The organism is Ferrovibrio sp. GW821-FHT12D07 (assembly GCF_058807275.1).
Genome location: NZ_JBXAQN010000002.1, coordinates 161,793 through 177,897, shown reverse-complemented (window position 1 = coordinate 177,897; position 16,105 = coordinate 161,793). Strand labels below are relative to the sequence as shown.

General features: G+C 64.1%; 15 protein-coding genes and 1 tRNA gene. 14 read left to right on the top strand and 2 right to left on the bottom strand.

Going from position 1 to position 16,105, the window contains the following annotated elements; translation table 11 throughout:
* The first annotated feature begins 16 nt into the window (after positions 1-16).
* The 11 genes from AC1RRE_RS12635 (at position 17) to cysG (ending at position 12,815) form a co-directional block, all read left to right on the top strand.
* A tRNA-Met gene (locus AC1RRE_RS12635) sits at positions 17-92 on the top strand.
* 28 nt (positions 93-120) lie between these two features.
* Positions 121-537, top strand: coding sequence for a DUF3830 family protein (locus AC1RRE_RS12630; protein WP_492981537.1), 417 nt, complete (start codon positions 121-123; stop codon positions 535-537).
* A gap of 101 nt (positions 538-638) precedes the next feature.
* A complete protein-coding gene (locus AC1RRE_RS12625) occupies positions 639-1,226 on the top strand; it encodes an ANTAR domain-containing response regulator (RefSeq protein WP_492981536.1) in 588 nt (195 codons plus the stop codon).
* A gap of 372 nt (positions 1,227-1,598) precedes the next feature.
* A complete protein-coding gene (locus tag AC1RRE_RS12620; protein WP_492981535.1) occupies positions 1,599-2,897 on the top strand; it encodes a CmpA/NrtA family ABC transporter substrate-binding protein in 1,299 nt (432 codons plus the stop codon).
* A gap of 29 nt (positions 2,898-2,926) precedes the next feature.
* Positions 2,927-3,790 carry a nitrate ABC transporter permease gene (gene ntrB, locus AC1RRE_RS12615; protein WP_492981534.1) on the top strand — a complete coding sequence of 288 codons (864 nt, stop codon included), beginning with the start codon at positions 2,927-2,929 and terminating at the stop codon, positions 3,788-3,790.
* A 10-nt stretch (positions 3,791-3,800) separates the two neighbouring features.
* Positions 3,801-5,135 (top strand): CmpA/NrtA family ABC transporter substrate-binding protein, encoded by a 1,335-nt coding sequence (locus AC1RRE_RS12610; protein ID WP_492981533.1) that lies wholly within the window; start codon positions 3,801-3,803, stop codon positions 5,133-5,135.
* 18 nt (positions 5,136-5,153) lie between these two features.
* On the top strand, positions 5,154-5,954 hold the full coding sequence (locus AC1RRE_RS12605) for an ABC transporter ATP-binding protein (RefSeq protein WP_492981532.1): 801 nt from the start codon (positions 5,154-5,156) through the stop codon (positions 5,952-5,954).
* 45 nt (positions 5,955-5,999) lie between these two features.
* The gene (nirB, locus tag AC1RRE_RS12600) at positions 6,000-8,447 is read left to right on the top strand and encodes a nitrite reductase large subunit NirB (RefSeq protein WP_492981531.1); all 2,448 of its coding nucleotides are present in this window, start codon (positions 6,000-6,002) and stop codon (positions 8,445-8,447) included.
* 19 nt (positions 8,448-8,466) lie between these two features.
* Positions 8,467-8,802 carry a nitrite reductase small subunit NirD gene (gene nirD, locus AC1RRE_RS12595; RefSeq protein ID WP_492981530.1) on the top strand — a complete coding sequence of 112 codons (336 nt, stop codon included), beginning with the start codon at positions 8,467-8,469 and terminating at the stop codon, positions 8,800-8,802.
* A 1-nt stretch (position 8,803) separates the two neighbouring features.
* Complete coding sequence (locus AC1RRE_RS12590; RefSeq protein WP_492981529.1) at positions 8,804-11,476, top strand: nitrate reductase; 2,673 nt, start codon at positions 8,804-8,806, stop codon at positions 11,474-11,476.
* The gene (gene cysG, locus AC1RRE_RS12585; RefSeq protein WP_492981528.1) at positions 11,448-12,815 is read left to right on the top strand and encodes a siroheme synthase CysG; all 1,368 of its coding nucleotides are present in this window, start codon (positions 11,448-11,450) and stop codon (positions 12,813-12,815) included. The genes AC1RRE_RS12590 and cysG overlap by 29 nt, the downstream gene beginning before the upstream one ends.
* On the opposite strand, the gene AC1RRE_RS12580 is transcribed toward cysG, so the two are convergent.
* Together AC1RRE_RS12580 and AC1RRE_RS12575 are read right to left on the bottom strand one after the other, a co-directional pair.
* Positions 12,812-13,150 carry a DUF1491 family protein gene (locus AC1RRE_RS12580; protein WP_492981527.1) on the bottom strand — a complete coding sequence of 113 codons (339 nt, stop codon included), beginning with the start codon at positions 13,148-13,150 and terminating at the stop codon, positions 12,812-12,814. The genes cysG and AC1RRE_RS12580 overlap by 4 nt on opposite strands.
* Positions 13,151-13,185: 35 nt before the next feature.
* The gene (locus AC1RRE_RS12575) at positions 13,186-14,118 is read right to left on the bottom strand and encodes a DMT family transporter (RefSeq protein ID WP_492981526.1); all 933 of its coding nucleotides are present in this window, start codon (positions 14,116-14,118) and stop codon (positions 13,186-13,188) included.
* A gap of 145 nt (positions 14,119-14,263) precedes the next feature.
* Between AC1RRE_RS12575 and msrA the strand changes: the two genes are divergently transcribed.
* From msrA to AC1RRE_RS12560, 3 genes are read left to right on the top strand one after another with little or no spacing between them, the layout of a single operon-like run.
* Positions 14,264-14,926, top strand: a complete 663-nt coding sequence (gene msrA / locus AC1RRE_RS12570; RefSeq protein ID WP_492981525.1) for a peptide-methionine (S)-S-oxide reductase MsrA — start codon at positions 14,264-14,266, stop codon at positions 14,924-14,926.
* Between the two features lie 42 nt (positions 14,927-14,968).
* Complete coding sequence (locus tag AC1RRE_RS12565; protein WP_492981524.1) at positions 14,969-15,430, top strand: Lrp/AsnC family transcriptional regulator; 462 nt, start codon at positions 14,969-14,971, stop codon at positions 15,428-15,430.
* An 8-nt stretch (positions 15,431-15,438) separates the two neighbouring features.
* Positions 15,439-16,050: a LysE family translocator gene (locus AC1RRE_RS12560; protein ID WP_492981523.1), complete on the top strand. Its 612-nt coding sequence runs from the start codon at positions 15,439-15,441 to the stop codon at positions 16,048-16,050.
* The last annotated feature ends 55 nt before the right edge of the window (positions 16,051-16,105 follow it).

Below are 16,105 nucleotides of genomic sequence, written 5' to 3'. Positions count from 1 at the left end.
CACGGGGACGTGGTGTGGCTGGATAGCTCAGTTGGTAGAGCAAGGGACTCATAAGCCCTGGGTCGGCGGTTCAAATCCGCCTCCAGCCACCATTTCCCCTCTCTTCGAGGGGAGCCTCCCATGTCCGACAAGCTCAAGATCACCGCCGGCGACTTCACCTTCGGGGCGCGTTTCGAAACCGCCCTCGCGCCCAAGACGGTGGCCGCCTTCCGCGCCGTCCTGCCCTATGTGGAAAAGATCATCCATGTGCGCTGGAGCGGTGAGGGCTGCTGGATTCCGCTCGGCGACTACGACTTCGGTCTGGAGTACGAGAACCACACCAGCTATCCCGCGCCCGGCCAGATCATCCTGTATCCCGGCGGCATCTCGGAAACCGAAATCCTCGTCGCCTATGGCGCCGTGCATTTCGCCTCCAAGGTCGGCCAGCTGGCCGGCAACCACTTCATCACCATTACCGACGGGCTGGAAAACCTGGTGGCGATGGGCCGCTCCACGCTGCTCAAGGGCGCGCAGCCGATCCGCTTCGAGCTGGCCTGAGTTCTACGCCCTACCAATGGGTTATGGCCTGAGCAGGTTGTCATAAAGCAACCTGCCGAACCGGTACGTGTTTTGCTTAGTATACCGGCAGAGGTGATGGTGTGGCCGGCGTACGCATTCTTTTGATCGACGAGGACCCGGAGCGGTCCGTGGTGCTGGCCGAGGCGCTGCAGGGGCAGGGCTACGACCTGATCGCCCAGCTTGCGCCGCGCGAACTCAGCGCCAAACGCGTGCAGGAAATCGGCCCTGACGTGATCATCGTCGACATGGAAAGCCCGTCGCGCGACACCATCGAAAGCATGCGCCAGATCAATGCCGACCAGCCGCGGCCGATCGTCATGTTCGTCGACCAGTCGGACGAGACGATGATCAATGAAGCCATGCAGGCCGGGGTTTCGGCCTATATCATCGACGGGCTCAACGTGAACCGCGTGAAGCCCATCGTCGATGTCGCCATCGCGCGGTTTCGTGAATTCCAGGCGCTGCGCGACGAGTTGAAAAAGACCAAGGCCACGCTACATGACCGTAAGACCATCGACCGGGCCAAGGGTTTGTTGATGCGTGAACGCGGGATCAGCGAAGACGAGGCCTATGCGGCCTTGCGCAAGCTCGCCATGGATCGCCAGCAGCGCCTGGTGGACGTGGCCGAAGCCCTTCTGGCCTTTGCCGACATCCTGAAAAGCAAATAGTCCCGGGACATCTCTTGAGACAGCGCTGCTGCCCTTTTTTGCGGCATGCAGTTTTTGTCGCCTGAAATTTGTGCAATGCACCATCCAAGGCCCGACTCGGTAGCGGCCTGTATCGCCATGGAAAATCGGGAAATCTCTGGCGCCTTCGCACTGGCACACTTCCTGCTTTGATCAACCCGGATACCGGGTGCAATGGCGCATCCGGGTGTAGCGACCTCCCAGCTTAAGCCTCCCCAGGCAGTGCTGCTTCGGTCGTGAACGGACAAAGGCGTCCGGCAATGCGGTCTCGGTTTTCGAGGCCTCCGTTGCTGGGCGCTTTTTTTATGGCCGCCGCGATCAACAGGGCGCGGTGAAACAAAAACGGAGGGGTCCATGGTCACGAAGTCCAAAGGCTTTAATCGTCGTCAGCTCTTCAAGGGTGCAGCAGGCACCGCCGCGCTGCTGGCTGCAGCCCGTATCCAGTTTCCCGGCGGCGCGTTCGCGCAGGCTGCAGGCCCCGAGGTCAAGGGCACCAAGCTCGGCTACATCGCGCTCACTGATTCATCGCCGCTGATCATCGCCAAGGAGAAGGGCATCTTCGCCAAATACGGCCTGCCCGACATGGTGGTCGACAAGCAGGCTTCCTGGGGCGCGACGCGCGACAACATCGAGCTCGGCGAGGCGGGCGGCGGCATCACCGGCGCGCATATCCTCACTCCCATGCCCTATCTGATCGCGGCGGGCAAGATCACCAAGTCCAAGGTGCCGATGGCGATGCTGGCGCGCCTGAACACCAACGGCCAGGCCATCTCGGTCTCCAAGACCTACGCCAAGCTCGGCATCACCTCTGATGCAAAGGCGCTGGGCGCCGCTTTCCGCAAGGCCAAGGCCGAAGGCAAGGACATCAAATGCGCGATGACCTTCCCCGGCGGCACGCATGACATGTGGATCCGCTACTGGCTCGCGGCCAACGGCATCGATCCCGAGAAGGATGTCTCGACCATCACCGTGCCGCCGCCGCAGATGGTGGCGAACATGAAGGTCAACACCATGGAGGCCTTCTGCGTGGGCGAGCCCTGGCCGTCACAGCTCGTGAACCAGGATATCGGTTTCACCGCGCTGACCACCGGCGAACTGTGGAAGGATCATCCGGAAAAGTCGCTCGGCGTGCGCGCCGACTGGGTCGAGAAGAATCCGAAGGCGGCCAAGGCCATGCTGATGGCCGTGCTGGAAGCCCAGCAGTGGTGCGACAAGACCGAGAACAAGGCCGAGCTGTGCAAGATCGTCGGCGGCCGCGACTGGTTCAAGGTGCCGGTGGAGGACATCCTTGATCGCCAGATGGGCCGCATCGATTATGGCGATGGCCGCAAGGTCACCGTGGGTCCGGAAAGCCCGCTGGTGATGAAGTTCTGGCGCGACTTCGCCTCCTATCCCTTCCAGAGCCACGAGCTGTGGTTCCTCACCGAGAACATGCGCTGGGGCTATCTGCCAGGCGATACCGACGTCAAGGCGCTGATCAAGGAAGTGAACCGCGAGGACCTGTGGCGTGACGCCGCCAAGGCGATCGGTGTGGCCGATGCGGATATTCCGAAGTCGACCTCGCGCGGCAAGGAAACCTTCTTCGATGGCAAGGTCTTCGATCCGGCTGATCCGGCCGGCTATCTGAAGAGCCTGGCGATCACGCGGGTCTGATGATGTCAGCCCACGACAAGGAGCTGTCCATGGCAGTCAAAACCGACGTACTGAGCAAGGCGGATCTGGGTGGCGAGAGTTTTCTCGCCACCTGGGGCCCGCGTGCGATGAGCGCGCTGAAGCTCTTCGCCACCCGCGTGCTGCCGCCCTTGCTGTTCCTGGCCCTGGCGCTGGCCGTCTGGGAAATCGCCTGTTCCAGCCCGAAGGCCACGCTGCCGCCGCCGTCCAAGGTGGTGGCTGATACCTGGGAACTGATCATCGATCCGTTCTTCGACAAGGGCGGCCTCAACAAGGGCATGTTCTGGCATATCGCCTCCAGCCTGAAGCGCGTCGCCATCGGGTTCGCGCTTGCCGCCGTCATCGGCATCGGGCTGGGCGTGCTGATCGGACAGTCGACGCTGGCCTTCCGCGGTCTCGACCCGATCTTCCAGGTGCTGCGCACGGTGCCGCCGCTGGCCTGGCTGCCGCTGTCGCTGGCCGCTTTCCGCCATGCCGATCCATCGGCCATCTTCGTCATCACCATCACGGCGATCTGGCCGATCATCCTTAATACGGCGGTCGGCATCCGCAACATTCCGCAGGATTACCGCAACGTCGCGCGGGTGCTGCGGCTTAACGGTTTCGAGTTCTTCTTCAAGGTCATGCTGCCGGCCACCGTGCCGTTCATGTTCACCGGCCTGAAGATCGGCATCGGCCTGAGCTGGCTCGCCATCGTTGCCGCCGAAATGCTGATCGGCGGCGTCGGGATCGGCTTCTTCATCTGGGATGCCTGGAACAGCTCGTTGATCAGCGAGATCATCCTGGCGCTTATCTATGTCGGTCTGGTCGGCTTCATGCTCGACCGCATGATCGGCTTCATCGGCAGCCGCATCGGCGGCTATTCTTCGCACTAGGAGCAGGGGGATGGCGCGCAGCCCGGGAAAGACCAAGGCAGGCGGGGCCGCCAGTTCGGCGGCCCCCCATCTTGGCCCAAGACTGGCTGCCTTGCGGGTCGGTTTCATTGCACTGACCGATTGCGCGCCGCTGATCGTTGCCCGCGAGAAGGGCTTTTTCGAACGCCATGGCCTCTACGTCACACTGATGCGTGAGCCCTCCTGGGCCAACATGCGCGACAAGGTGGCGCTCGGGGCATTGGATGCCGCGCATATGCTGGCACCGATGCCGCTGGCCTCCACCGTGGGCGCCGGCGGCTGGAAGAAGCCGCAGGTCACGTCCTTCGTGCTGGCGCTGAATGGCAACGCCGTCACGATTTCGTCGAAGCTGTGGAACCGCCTGCTGGAGATCGAGCCGGCGCTGCCGGAGATGCGCCAGGAAGCCGGCAATGTGCTGCGCCGCCTGATTGCCGCTGACCGCAAGGCCGGTCGCGCGCCACTGACCTTCGCCACTGTGTTCAATTATTCCTCGCACCAGATCCAGCTGCGCTACTGGCTGGCCTCGGCCGGCATTGATCCGGATCGTGACGTCAACCTGGTGGTGGTGCCACCGCCACAGATGACCGACCGTCTGGCGGCGGGTGAGATCGATGGCTTCTGTGTCGGCGATCCCTGGAATTCGCTCGCTGTGCTGCGCGGCGTGGGCCGCATACTGATCTCGGGCTACGAGATCTGGAACAACCGCATGGAAAAGGTGATCGTCTGCAACCGCGACTGGGTCGAGCGCAATCCACTCATTCACAAGGCGATGCTGATGGCCCTGATTGAGGCGGCGGAATGGTTGGACCGCCCCGAGAACCGTCTCGAGGGCGTCGAGATCATGGCGCGGCCGGAATATATCGGCCCGCAGGCTGCCGAAGCGATCCGTATGGGCATGCTGGGCATCGTGCGCTACGGCCTGGACGTCAATCCTGAGCATATGCCCGACTTCCACGTCTTCAGCCGTTATGCTGCCAACTTCCCCTGGCGCAACCAGGCCGAATGGTATCTGAGCGAAATGCGGCGCTGGAAGCTGATTGATCCCACCACCGACATCGCCGCCGTGGCTGATGCGGTCTATCGCACCGATCTGTATCGCGAGGCCGCCGCCGCACTGGATCGTCCGTTCCCGCTGATCGACCGCAAGCCGGAGGGCCTGCATGCCGGCCCGTGGACGCTGGCGCAGGCCAGCGCGCCGATCGAGATGGGACCGGACCTGTTTTTCGACGGCAGCTATGTGTCTTCGGCACGCGCCGCAGCCCCCGCCATTGTTCACGACGGCCAGCCGAAACAGCCGGCCCCGCGTCGCGCCACCGCCAATCAGTAGACCAGCAGGAGAGTCCCCATGTCCGCCTATCTCAGCTTTGAAAACATCGGCATGACCTTCCAGGGCGCCAACGGACCGTTCGTCGCGCTGCGCGATATCCAGCTGCAGATCGACAGCGGTGAATACATCGCCCTGATCGGCCATTCGGGTTGCGGAAAGTCGACGCTGCTCAACATCGTGGCCGGCCTGCAGCGCGCTACCACCGGCGGCGTGCTGCTGCAGGGAAAAGAAGTGGCCGATCCCGGTCCGGATCGCGCGGTGGTGTTCCAGAATCACTCGCTGCTGCCCTGGCTGACGGTTTACGACAACGTGCGCCTGGCGGTCGACAAGGTGCATTCCAGGACCAAGTCGAAGGCCGAGCGCGACGACTGGACCCGCCATAACCTGGCGCTGGTCGGCATGGATCACGCGCTGGACAAGCGCCCGCAGGAAATCTCGGGCGGCATGAAGCAGCGCGTCGGCATCGCCCGTGCCCTGGCCATGGAGCCCAAGGTTTTGCTGCTGGACGAACCCTTCGGTGCGCTGGACGCGCTGACCCGTGCGACCCTGCAGGACACGGTCATGGAGCTGCACGCCAAGCTGAAGAATACCGTGATCATGATCACCCATGACGTGGACGAGGCCGTGCTGCTGTCCGACCGCGTGGTGATGATGACCAACGGCCCCGCCGCCACCATCGGCGAGATCATGGACGTGAAGCTGGAGCGCCCGCGCAACCGGCTGACGCTGGCCACCGATCCGGAATATGCACGTTGCCGCAAGCAGATCATGGAATTCCTGTATGCGCGCCACCGTGCCCCGGCCGTGCACGCAGCCTGATCACGCGTAACAGAGGACGTCGTCAGTAGCGACGGAGTGAAGACAATGGCTGAGAGACTCCTGATTATCGGCAACGGCATGGCGCCCGGGCGCATGCTGGAAAACCTGTTCGAGAAGGCGCCGGGTCGCTACGACGTGACGATCTTCAACGCCGAACCACGCGTCAATTACGACCGCATCATGCTGTCGCCGGTGCTGTCGGGCGAGAAGACCTACGAACAGATCGTCATTCATGGCGACGGCTGGTACATCAAGAACGGCATCACCCTGCACAAGGGCACCCGCGTCACCGGCATCGACCGCGCGGCCAAGACCATCACCACCGATAACGGCCTGACCGAGCCCTACGACAAGCTGGTAATCGCCACGGGTTCGGTGCCTTTCATCATTCCGGTGCCGGGCCACAAGCTGCCGGGCGTGCTGTCCTACCGCGATCTCGATGACGTCGATGCGATGATCCTGGCTTCGAAGGCGCGCGGCAATGCCGTGGTGATCGGCGGCGGCCTGCTGGGTCTGGAAGCAGCAGCCGGCCTGGCCGAGCAGGGCATGCAGGTTACGGTGCTGCATCTGATGCCGACGCTGATGGAGCGCCAACTCGATCCTGCCGCTGGCTACCTGCTGAAGAAGGCTATCGAGGAGCGTGGCATCAAGGTGATGACCGGCGCTGATACCAAGGCCATCCTGGGCGAGAAGAAGGTCGAGGGCGTGGAGCTGAAGGACGGCACGGTGATCCCCGCCGATCTGGTCGTCATGGCCGTGGGCATCAAGCCCAATGCCACCATCGGCAAGGATGCCGGCCTGACCATCAATCGTGGCATTGTGGTCGATGACCAGATGCGCACCTCCGATCCCGACATCTTCGCGCTGGGCGAATGCGCCGAACATCGCGGCGCCACCTATGGTCTGGTCGCGCCGCTGTATGACATGGCCGGCGTGCTGGCCAAGACCCTGATCGGCGAACCGGCTGCCTATAACGGCTCGGTTACCGCCACCAAGCTGAAGGTCACCGGCATCAACCTCTACTCGGCCGGTGATTTCGGCGAGGCCAAGGATCGCGAGGAGATCGTGCTGCGCGACGCCAGCCGCGGCGTCTACAAGCGGCTGGTGATCAAGGACCAGCAGATCATCGGCGCAGTGCTCTACGGCGATACCGAGGATGGTGCCTGGTTCTTCCAGCTGCTGCGCGAACAGAAGGATATCAGCGATCTGCGAGAAACCCTGATCTTCGGTCAGGGCTACGCCGGAGGGTCCCCCCTGGACCCTATGGCGGCCGTTGCAGCCTTGCCGGATGAGGCAGAGATCTGCGGTTGCAACGGCGTGTGCAAGGGCAAGATCGTTTCGGCCATCACCAGCCAGGGCCTGACCAGCCTGGACGAAGTGCGCGCCACCACCAAGGCCTCGGCCTCCTGCGGTTCCTGCACCGGACTGGTGGAAAAGCTGATCGGCTTCACGCTGGGCGACAGCTACAAGCCGGCCGAAGTCAAAAGCATGTGCGGCTGTACCGACCTTGGTCATGACGACGTGCGTCGCCTGATCATCGCCAAAGAACTGAAGTCGATTCCGGCCGTGATGCAGGAGCTGGAGTGGAAAACCTCCTGCGGCTGCACCAAATGCCGTCCGGCGCTGAACTTCTACCTGATCGCCACCTGGCCTGGCGAATATGTGGATGACAACCAGTCGCGGTTCATCAACGAGCGCGCCCATGCCAACATCCAGAAGGACGGTACGTATTCGGTTGTGCCGCGCATGTGGGGCGGCGTAACCAGCGCCAAGGAATTGCGCGCGATCGCCGATGTCGCCGACAAGTTCAATATTCCCACCGTGAAGGTGACCGGCGGCCAGCGCATCGATCTGCTGGGTGTGAAGAAGGAAGACCTGCCCGGTGTCTGGGCCGATCTCAATGCCGCCGGCATGGTGTCAGGCCATGCCTATGCCAAGGGGCTGCGCACGGTGAAGACCTGCGTGGGCACGGAATGGTGCCGCTTCGGCACCCAGGATTCCACCGGCCTTGGCATCAAGCTGGAGAAATACACCTGGGGCAGCTGGACGCCGCACAAGGTGAAGCTCGGTGTCTCGGGCTGTCCGCGCAACTGCGCCGAAGCGACCGTCAAGGATATCGGCATCATCTGCGTCGATTCCGGCTACGAGCTGCATATCGCCGGCGCCGCCGGTCTCGAGGTGAAGCAGACCATCCTGTTCCACAAGGTGGAGACCGAGGCCGAGGTGATGGAATTCACCGGCGCTATCATGCAGCTCTATCGCGAACAGGCGCATTACCTGGACCGCATCCACAAATGGCTGCATCGCGTCGGTCTCGACACAGTGAAGCAGCAGATAATCGAGGATGTGGAACGCCGCAAGGCACTGGCGGCGCGCTTCGACCATTCGCAGGTCTTCGCCCAGGTCGACCCTTGGGCGCAGCGTGTGCAGGGCGAGTTCGCGCATGAGTTCAAGCCGCTCGCCGATCTGCGCGTCGCGCAGGCAGCCGAGTAGGGAAGGGGCGGTGATGAAAATGAGCAACGACTGGCTAGATATCGGGATGCTGGACGATGTGCCCCCGCGCGGTGCCCGCGTGGTAAAGACATCGCGTGGCGACATCGCCGTGTTCCGTACCGCTGATGACAGGCTGTTCGCGCTGGATGACAAATGCCCGCACAAGGGCGGCCCGCTGTCGCAGGGCATTGTTCAGGGCGATGCGGTCACATGCCCGCTGCATAACTGGCTGATCGACCTGAAGACCGGTCAGGCCCAGGGCGCGGACGAGGGGTGCACGCGAACCATCGCTGTCCAGCTCAAGGACGGCCGCATCCTGTTGTCATGGCCCGGTATGGCCGTGCAGGCAGCCTGACATGAACGCGATCACCGAAACGCGCACCACCTGTCCCTACTGCGGGGTGGGCTGCGGTCTGAAGGTGACGCGTGACACGGCCGGCGCGGTGACGGTGAAGGGCGATGCCGATCACCCGGCCAATTTCGGCCGCACCTGTTCCAAGGGCTCGGCGCTGGCCGAAACGCTGCAGCTGGACGAGCGGCTGTTGCATCCTGTGGTCGATGGCCGCCAGGCTGACTGGAACACCGCACTGGATCGCGTCGCTGCGGTGTTTGCCGAGACGATTGCCCGGCATGGTCCGGATTCGGTTGCCTTCTATGTTTCGGGCCAGCTGCTGACCGAAGATTATTACGTCGCCAACAAGCTGATGAAGGGCTTCATCGGCTCGGGCAACATCGACACCAACTCGCGGCTTTGCATGGCTTCGGCCGTGGCCGGCCACAAGCGCGCCTTCGGCACCGATACCGTGCCGGGGTTGTACGAGGATTTCGAGCAGGCCGATCTGGTGGTTCTGGTCGGCTCCAATCTGGCCTGGTGTCATCCGGTGCTGTTCCAGCGCCTGTCGGCCGCCAAGGCTGCGCGTCCGGAAATGATGGTGGTGGTGATCGATCCGCGCCGCACCATGACGGCGCGTTCGGCCGATCTGCATCTGGCGCTCAATCCGGGGTCGGATGTGGCGCTGTTCAACGGCCTGCTCGCTCATCTGCAGGATGCCGGCAAGATCGATGCCGCTTTCGTCAGGGCTCATACCACCGGCGCCGATCTGGCACTGTCGACGGCACGTGGGCTTTCGTTGTCGGAGGTGGCCGAGATTACCGGCCTGAGCCAAAGTGAACTGCGTCGTTTCTACGATCTGTTTGCGCGCACCGACCGCGTCGTTACCGGGTTTTCGCAGGGCGTGAACCAGTCGAGTAGCGGCAGCGACAAGGTCAACGCGATTCTGAACTGCCACCTGTTTACCGGCCGCATCGGCTATCCCGGCACCGGTCCGTTCTCGATCACCGGTCAGCCTAATGCCATGGGTGGCCGCGAGGTGGGCGGCCTGGCCAACCAGCTTGCCTGCCATATGGAACTGGCCAACGCGGATCATCGCCGCATCGTTCAGGGCTTTTGGCATTCCCCTGCCATCGCCGACAGGCCGGGCCTGAAGGCCGTCGATCTGTTCCGCGCCGTGAAGGATGGCCGCATCAAGGCTGTGTGGATCGCTGGCACCAATCCGGTCGACAGCCTGCCCGAGGCCGATGATGTGCAGGAGGCCCTGAAAGCCTGCCCGTTCGTGGTCGTCTCCGATGTCATGGCGGTCACCGATACGGCGCGCCATGCCCATGTGCTGCTGCCGGCCGCCGCCTGGGGCGAGAAGGATGGCACGGTGACCAATTCCGAACGCCGCATCTCGCGCCAGCGCAGTTTCCTGCCGCTGCCCGGCGATGTGAAGCCGGACTGGTGGATTTATACCCAGGTGGCGCATCGCATGGGCTGGAAGGATTTCTTCCGTTACGAGACGCCAGCCGACATCTTCCGTGAATATGCGCAGCTCAGCGGCGCGGAAAACGATGGCAGCCGGGACTTTGATATCTCGGCGCTCAGCGATGTCTCGGCTGCCGCCTATGATGCCATGCCGCCGTTCCAGTGGCCGCGTGCGGCCGGGGCGGGGACGCGTGAGCAGCGCTTCTTCGCCGATGGTCGTTTCTATACACCGGATCGCCGGGCGCGTTTCATCGCCACGGCCTGGAAGCCGCCGATGGAGCAGGTGACGGGTGGGCTGCCGCTGGTGCTCAATACCGGCCGCGTGCGCGACCAGTGGCACACCATGACGCGCACGGCCTTGTCGCCGCGCCTGATGGGCCATATCGCCGAGCCGTTTGTGGAAGTGCATCCCGACGATGCCACGCGCTATGGCGTATCGGCTGCGGGCCTTGCCGTGATCGAGAATCCGCGCGGCCGCATGGTGGCGCGCGTGCTGGTGACGCCGGACCAGAAGCGCGGCACAATCTTCGCGCCGCTACACTGGACCGACCAGTTCGCCTCGCAAGGCCGTGTCGACGTACTGGTCAATCCGGCCACCGATCCGGTCTCCGGCCAGCCGGAATTGAAATTTTCTGCCGTTGCGCTGCGGTCCTTTGCTGCGGCCTGGTACGGCTTTGCGGTGATGACCGCCAAGCCCGCCGATATCGATGCCGGCTACTGGGCGCTGGCGCGCGCGAAAGACGGCTGGCGGCTGGAGCTGGCCGATGAGGTGCTGCCCGAGGACTGGGCGGCCTATGCACGCAAGCTGTTCCGCATCGGCGACGACAGTTCGGTCGAGCTGCTAGCCTATCACGATGCGGCAGCGGGCTTAAGCCGCTTTGCCGCCTTCCGCGACAGTCAGCTGGTCGGTGCGCTATTCACCGGGCCTGCGCCGGTTGCCGTGTCGCGCGCCTGGGCGGTTGAGCAGCTTCGCTTGCAGATGAACGGGCCGTCCGACCGCCTGCGGCTGCTGGCCGGTCGTGCCGGCGCGTCGCAACCTGATCGCGGGGCCATCGTCTGCGCCTGCTTCGATATTGGCAGCAACCAGATCGCCCGCGCCGCCGCCGATGGTTGCCGCACGGTCGAAGCGGTCGGCGCAGCGACGCAGGCCGGCACGAATTGCGGGTCCTGCCGCAGCGAAATCCGGAGGATCATTGATGCAGCCCGCATCCAGAAAGCCGGCTGAGGCCGGAACACAGCGGATCGGCCAACTGGCCAAGCTGCCGGTCTTCCTCGACCTGCAGGGCAAGCGCGCGGTTGTCGTCGGCGCGACACCGGCAGCGGCCTGGAAGGCGGAACTGCTGGGCGCGGCTGGCGCAGATGTCATCTGCATCGGACGCGGCTGGCAGCCGGACGACCTGCATGGCGCCGTGCTGGCCGTGATCGATGCCGCTGATGACGAAGAAGGCGCGGCCTTTCATATCGCCGCCCGCGCCGCCGGTGCGATCTGCTCGGTCATCGACAAGCCGGCCCATTGCGACGTGCAGTTCGGCGCCATCGTCAATCGTTCACCCGTCGTGATCGGCATTTCCACCGATGGTGCGGCGCCGGTGCTGGCGCAGGCGATCCGCCGCCGTATCGAAACGTTGCTGCCGGCCAGCCTGAGCCGCTGGGCTGTCGCCGCCAAGGCGCTGCGCCGCACGCTGGCGGAAAAACTGCCAACACCGACGCAGCGGCGTGCCTTCTGGGAACGTTTCGCCGAGCGCGCCTTCCTCGAGCCGCAGGTGCCGGATGAAGCCGAGTTGCTGGGCCATGCGCCTGCGCAGGGTGGTCATGTCACACTGGTGGGCGCGGGTCCCGGCGATGCCGAGCTGCTGACGCTGAAAGCCATGCGCGCGCTGCAGTCGGCCGATGTGATCCTGTTCGATGACCTGGTGTCCGACGATGTGCTGGAACTGGCGCGTCGCGAGGCCAAGCGCATGATGGTGGGCAAGCGTGGCGGCCGGCCCAGCTGCAAGCAGGAAGAGATCAACGCCCTGATGATCAAATTGGCCGGGCAAGGCAAGCGCGTCGTGCGCCTGAAGGCCGGCGATCCGATGGTCTTCGGCCGGGCCGGTGAAGAGATTGCTGCCCTGGAACAGGCCAATATTCCGGTCACCGTCGTGCCGGGCATTACCGCCGCGCTGGCGGCGGCCAGCAGCCTGGGTGTGTCGCTGACCCATCGCGATGCGGCGCAGTCGGTGCGGTTTGTCACCGCGCATTCGCGGCGCGGCGGACTCCCTGAGGATATGGACTGGCGCGGCCTGGCCGATGCCGAGACCTCGCTGATGGTCTACATGGGTGGTCGCACCGGCGGCGACTTCGCGGCCAAATTGATTGGCGAAGGGCTATCGGCCAGCACGCCGGTGGTTGTCGTGAGCGCTGTGTCGCGGCCCGATGAGCGGCGCTGGAGCGGACGGCTGGATGCCCTTGGCGCTGCGCTGGCCGAGATCGGGACAGAGCAGCCGGTGCTGGTCGGCATCGGCAAGGTCTTCGCGGTCGCGCAACGGCAGGTCGCCGTCGCGCGGATTGAACGCGTCGCCTAGAGCATAGGTCCTTCGACGAAGACCCGGCCCTTGGGGTCTTCCACCTCGATCACATAGAGATCGGGATCGCGCTTGATGGCTTTCTCGATGGCGGCTTCAGCATCCATGTCGCTCAGGCGTTCGGCGCTGCCCAGTTTCAGCCAGCCGGCCCGGCCCTCGGCATCGCGCGCCTGTCCCAGCACCATCGCCTCCATCGGCCCGAAGGCGATCTTGAGCAGGATGGTGCCGGAATCGGGATCGCCCTTGCGGCGGATGGCGACCGGAATGGCTTCCTGGTCGTAGCGCCGCAGGATCGCCTGCACCAGCAGGCGGGTTTTAAGTCGGGCTTCGGTCATGGCCGCAGCCTGCCTTGGAATGGCGGCGGGAACAACTACTCTGCAGCAGGCCCGGCCTTGGCGGCTTCCTGCTGCATCTTCAGGCGTTCGCGATGCAACACGTAGAGGCCAGCGCCGACCACGATGACGATGCCGCCGCAGGCCAGCGCATTCGGGATGTCGCCCCAGACCACGTAACCTGAAACCAGTGCCCAGATCAGGCCGGTGTAGCGGAACGGCCCGACCGTGGCGAGGTCGCCATGGCGGAAGGCATCGACGATCAGCAGATAGCCGCCGACTAGCAGGATGCCGGCGCAGAACAGCAGCAGGCATTCGCGCCAGCCGACCATGACCCAGCCTTCGAAGGCCGAGAGTGTCAGCGCGCCAGTCAGCACGAAGATCGCATTGGCCAGCGCGATGACCAGCGAGGGAATGCCCGGCGCGATGCGCCGCGTGCTGAGGTCGCGCGAGACGATGAAGATGATCGAGGCGAGCGCCACCAGCGAGTAGGCGTTGAAGCCCTCGGCGCGCGGCTGGATGATCAGCAGGATTCCGATGAAACCCATGCCGACCGCCGACCAGCGGCGCCAGCCCACCGGCACCTGCAGGAAGACGGCTGCGGCGGCGGTCAGCGCCAGCGGCGTCGCCATATTGATCGCCGTGACGTTGCCGATCGGCATGTGGAACAGCGCGACCAGATACAGGATGGTTGCCACGATATCGAGGGCGCTGCGGGCCATCACGGCGCGATCGGCAATGCGGCGCAGATGGGCCGTCTGGCTGGTCGCGATGATCAGCCCGAGGATCAGCAGGGTCGATACGATGTTGCGCATGGTGATCAGCTGCCCGGTCGGCATGGTGGTGCTGGCCAGCTTGATCAGGGTATCGTTGGCGACGAAGGCCGCCATGCCCAGCACCATCGAAATCACGCCGCGGCGAGTGCCGGAGCCGAGCAGGCGGGCGTAAAACGGAAGGGAAGGACTGGACAAGGCGGAACGCAGTGTTGTGATTTTGATTCTTTGAAACTGCACCCTACCTTTATTGCGTGGTCCCGGAAACCCGGGTTGCCCGCAGGGCAGTCCTGTGCTGAATGCAGGGCTGCCTCCTCAGTCTGTCATAGCCGGGAGATATGTCATGTGGTTCAGCACGCCGCGTCACAAGACGGAATTGCCTGCACGCGACAAGGCGCTGCCTGGCCGAGATGCGGTCATGCCGGTGCCGCCCAAGCATTTCGTCAACGGCAATGCACTGAAAGCGCCATTCCCTGAAGGCCTGGAAACCGCGGTGTTCGGCCTGGGCTGCTTCTGGGGCGCCGAACGCAAGTTCTGGCAGGCCGGCCCCGGCGTCTACAGCACGGCGGTCGGCTATGCCGCCGGCTACACGCCCAATCCGACCTATGAAGAGGTCTGTAGCGGTCAGACCGGCCATAACGAAGTGGTGCAGGTGGTGTTCGACCCGAAGCAGATTTCCTATGCGGCCCTGCTGAAGGTGTTCTGGGAAAACCATGACCCGACGCAGGGCATGCGGCAGGGCAACGATGTCGGCACGCAATATCGTTCGGGTATCTATGTCACCTCGCCCGAACAGCGGAAAACCGCCGAGGCCTCGCTCAAGGCCTATCAGGAAGCCCTGACCAAGGCGAAGCGGGGCAAGATCACCACCGAAATCCTGGATGCTTCGGCCTTCTATTACGCCGAGGACTATCATCAGCAGTATCTGGCAAAAAATCCCAATGGATACTGCGGGTTAGGGGGCACGGGCGTGTCCTGTCCCATCGGCCTCGAGGTTCCGGTATAGATTTTCCTTAACTTTGGCGTTTGTGCCGGATAAAATACCGGTATGGACGATTTTGACCGTAAAATACTATGGCATATTCAGCATTTTGGCCGTAGTTCGTATGCCGAGATCGGAGGCACGGTCGGCCTCTCGGTCTCGGCGGTGAACGAACGCCTGAAGAAGCTGGAAAAGCAGGGGGTGATCGCCGGCTGGACTGCGCGGATCGACCCGCTGGCGGCCGGCAACGGTGTACTGGCCTTCGTGCATGTGCTGATCGAGCGGCCCGAACACGAGGCCGCCTTCCACGCGCTGGTGCGCGATGAACATGCGATCCAGGAATGCCACCATGTCGCCAGCGAATGGTCGTATCTGCTGAAGGTGCGGGCTTCCAGCCTGTTGGCGCTGGAGGAACTGGTGGCCCGTCGCATCAAGGCACTGCCCGGCATTCCGCGCAGCCAGACGGTGGTCGTGCTGTCCACGGCCAAGGAAACCGCCGCGGTGCCCATTCATCCCGCCCAGGCATGATGTCCGGCATGATTCCCGACCTCGACCTGTTCCTGCGCGGTATCCTGCTGGGCCTCGCTGTCGCGATGCCGGTGGGTCCGATTGGCGTGCTGTGCATCCAGCGCAGCCTGGCTGGCGGATTCTGGACCGGATTCAGCGGCGGAATCGGCACGGCGGTGGCCGATGCCCTCTATGCCGCGCTGGCCGCCAGCGGTTTCGCCATCCTGGCCGACAGCATCGGATCGGTGCAGGACCTGCTGCGCTGGGGCGGGGCAGCCTTCATCCTGTGGCTCGGCTGGAAAACCATGACCGCGCCGGTGGTGGAACAGGCGGCCGCTCTGCCACAGCAGGGGCGGCCGGTCAGGCTGTTCGCCGTCACCTTCGCGCTGACCATGAGCAACCCCGCGACCATTCTGTCTTTCGCTGCACTGTTCGCCGGACTGGGCCTGGCGGCGGAGCCGACTCTGGCCGCGGCGGCTTCGGCGGTCGCCGGGGTTTTCATCGGTTCGCTGCTTTGGTGGGCGATCCTGAGCGGCGGAGTCGCGGCCCTGCGGCAGCGCATCGGGACCGAGGCCCGGCGCTGGATCAACCGCATCGCCGGGGGGGTGCTGATCGCCTTCGCAATTGCACTCGTGATCTAGCCCGGGTCTTGTCTCCTGCCGACTGAATCGGCAAGCTGCCTCCCCAGTTTGGCGC

Bases quoted from the DNA above. Each gene is read 5' to 3' on its own strand.
- AC1RRE_RS12630 (WP_492981537.1), top strand. From the start codon at position 121: ATGTCCGACAAGCTCAAGATCACCGCCGGCGACTTCACCTTCGGGGCG.
- AC1RRE_RS12620 (WP_492981535.1), top strand. From the start codon at position 1,599: ATGGTCACGAAGTCCAAAGGCTTTAATCGTCGTCAGCTCTTCAAGGGT.
- ntrB (WP_492981534.1), top strand. From the start codon at position 2,927: ATGGCAGTCAAAACCGACGTACTGAGCAAGGCGGATCTGGGTGGCGAG.
- AC1RRE_RS12610 (WP_492981533.1), top strand. From the start codon at position 3,801: ATGGCGCGCAGCCCGGGAAAGACCAAGGCAGGCGGGGCCGCCAGTTCG.
- AC1RRE_RS12605 (WP_492981532.1), top strand. From the start codon at position 5,154: ATGTCCGCCTATCTCAGCTTTGAAAACATCGGCATGACCTTCCAGGGC.
- nirB (WP_492981531.1), top strand. From the start codon at position 6,000: ATGGCTGAGAGACTCCTGATTATCGGCAACGGCATGGCGCCCGGGCGC.
- nirD (WP_492981530.1), top strand. From the start codon at position 8,467: ATGAGCAACGACTGGCTAGATATCGGGATGCTGGACGATGTGCCCCCG.
- AC1RRE_RS12590 (WP_492981529.1), top strand. From the start codon at position 8,804: ATGAACGCGATCACCGAAACGCGCACCACCTGTCCCTACTGCGGGGTG.
- cysG (WP_492981528.1), top strand. From the start codon at position 11,448: ATGCAGCCCGCATCCAGAAAGCCGGCTGAGGCCGGAACACAGCGGATC.
- AC1RRE_RS12580 (WP_492981527.1), bottom strand. From the start codon at position 13,150: ATGACCGAAGCCCGACTTAAAACCCGCCTGCTGGTGCAGGCGATCCTG.
- msrA (WP_492981525.1), top strand. From the start codon at position 14,264: ATGTGGTTCAGCACGCCGCGTCACAAGACGGAATTGCCTGCACGCGAC.
- AC1RRE_RS12565 (WP_492981524.1), top strand. From the start codon at position 14,969: ATGGACGATTTTGACCGTAAAATACTATGGCATATTCAGCATTTTGGC.
- AC1RRE_RS12560 (WP_492981523.1), top strand. From the start codon at position 15,439: ATGATTCCCGACCTCGACCTGTTCCTGCGCGGTATCCTGCTGGGCCTC.